1 protein-coding gene is annotated in these 1,431 nt (G+C 69.7%); it reads left to right on the top strand.

Annotated features, from left to right (window positions below; genetic code table 11):
* Window positions 1-56: 56 nt before the first annotated feature.
* The gene (locus ACIBM5_RS47045) at window positions 57-1,334 is read left to right on the top strand and encodes an IS701 family transposase (RefSeq protein ID WP_396012848.1); all 1,278 of its coding nucleotides are present in this window, start codon (window positions 57-59) and stop codon (window positions 1,332-1,334) included.
* Window positions 1,335-1,431 lie beyond the last annotated feature (97 nt).

Genomic DNA, 1,431 nt, shown 5'->3' with positions numbered 1-1,431 from the left:
CTAGTAGGACTTCGTTAGGTCTTGCCAGATATGTCTGTCGAGAGCATGTTGTGGGTGTGGACATGCGGCAGGTTCGGGGCCTGCGGGCGGGGTTGGCGGAGTTCGTGGCGGATGTGTTCGGGTCGTTGCCGCGGCGGGATCAGCGGGAGAAGGGCGACTGCTATCTGCGGGGGTTGATGCTGGAGGGCCGTCGGAAGTCGATCGACGCGATGGCGTCGCGGTTGCCGGACGGGAACACGCAGAACCTGCAGCAGTTCGTGAGCGCGTCGACGTGGGATCCGGTGCCGGTGCGGCGGCGGATCGCCGAGCGGCTGTTGCCGTTGGTGCGTGCGGACGCGTGGGCGATCGACGACGTGTCCTTCCCCAAGGACGGACGCATGTCCGTGGCGGTCGCGCCGCAGTATTGCGGCGCGTTGGGGAAACAGGCGAACTGCCAGGTCGCGGTGAGCGTGCACGCGGTCTCCGATACCGCGTCGTGCCCGCTGCAGTGGCGCCTGTTCCTGCCGCCCGAGTGGGACACGGACATGGAGCGGCGCCTGCGGACGGGGGTTCCGGACGCGGTGCGACACCGGGAGAAGTGGCAGCTCGCGCTGGACGCTCTGGACGAGGTCACGGGATGGGGCATGCGCCCGCCCGTGGTGGTGGCGGACGCCGGCTACGGGCAGAACGCCCTGTTCCGGGCGGGACTCGCGGAACGCGGACTCGATCACGTCGTCGCGATCCGCGGCGACGCCGTCGTCCACCCCGCCTCGGCGGCACCGACGACGCTCGCGTGGTCGGGGAGGGGGCGCCGGTCGGCGGCGCGGTATCGCGAGCCCGCGGTGGCCGTGGCCGCGCTCGCGGCGGCGCACGGCCGTGACGCCTTCGTCGACGTCACCTGGCGCCGTGGCTCGCGCGGTCCGATGCGGTCGCGGTTCCTGCGGTTGCGGGTGCGACCGGCCGGGAAGACGGTGGGCCGCCTCGCCCGCGAGGCGGCCGGGGCCGACGGCGGGTCGTGGGACGGTGTCCTGCCCGAGGTCGGCCTGTTGGTCCAGTGGCCCGTCGATGCCGAACTCCCCACCGATTACTGGTTGTTCGACCTGCCCGGGGAGATGTCGACGGCGGAGGTGGTGCGGTTGGCGAAGATCCGGTGGCGGATCGAGCACGACTACCGCGAGATGAAACACGGCCTGGGACTGGACCATTTCGAGGGCCGATCCTGGAGCGGATGGCATCACCACGTCACCCTGGTCACCGCCGCCCACGCCTTCCTGACGGAACGACGGCTCTCCCCAAAAGCACCCACGAGGGCCTCACGCTCTACCGGATCGTCGACGCGATCCAAGGCATCCTGAACTGCTGGACCGGAACCTGCACCACCTGCCACAGGCCACTTCCAACCAACACCCGAAGACACCCAGAACCCATCCCGACCTAACGAAGTCCTACTAG

It is taken from the genome of Embleya sp. NPDC050493 (assembly GCF_044458105.1).
Lineage (GTDB): Bacteria > Actinomycetota > Actinomycetes > Streptomycetales > Streptomycetaceae > Embleya.
Note: the sequence above shows the minus strand (reverse complement) of the source record. Positions and strands in the feature narration are given on the sequence as shown.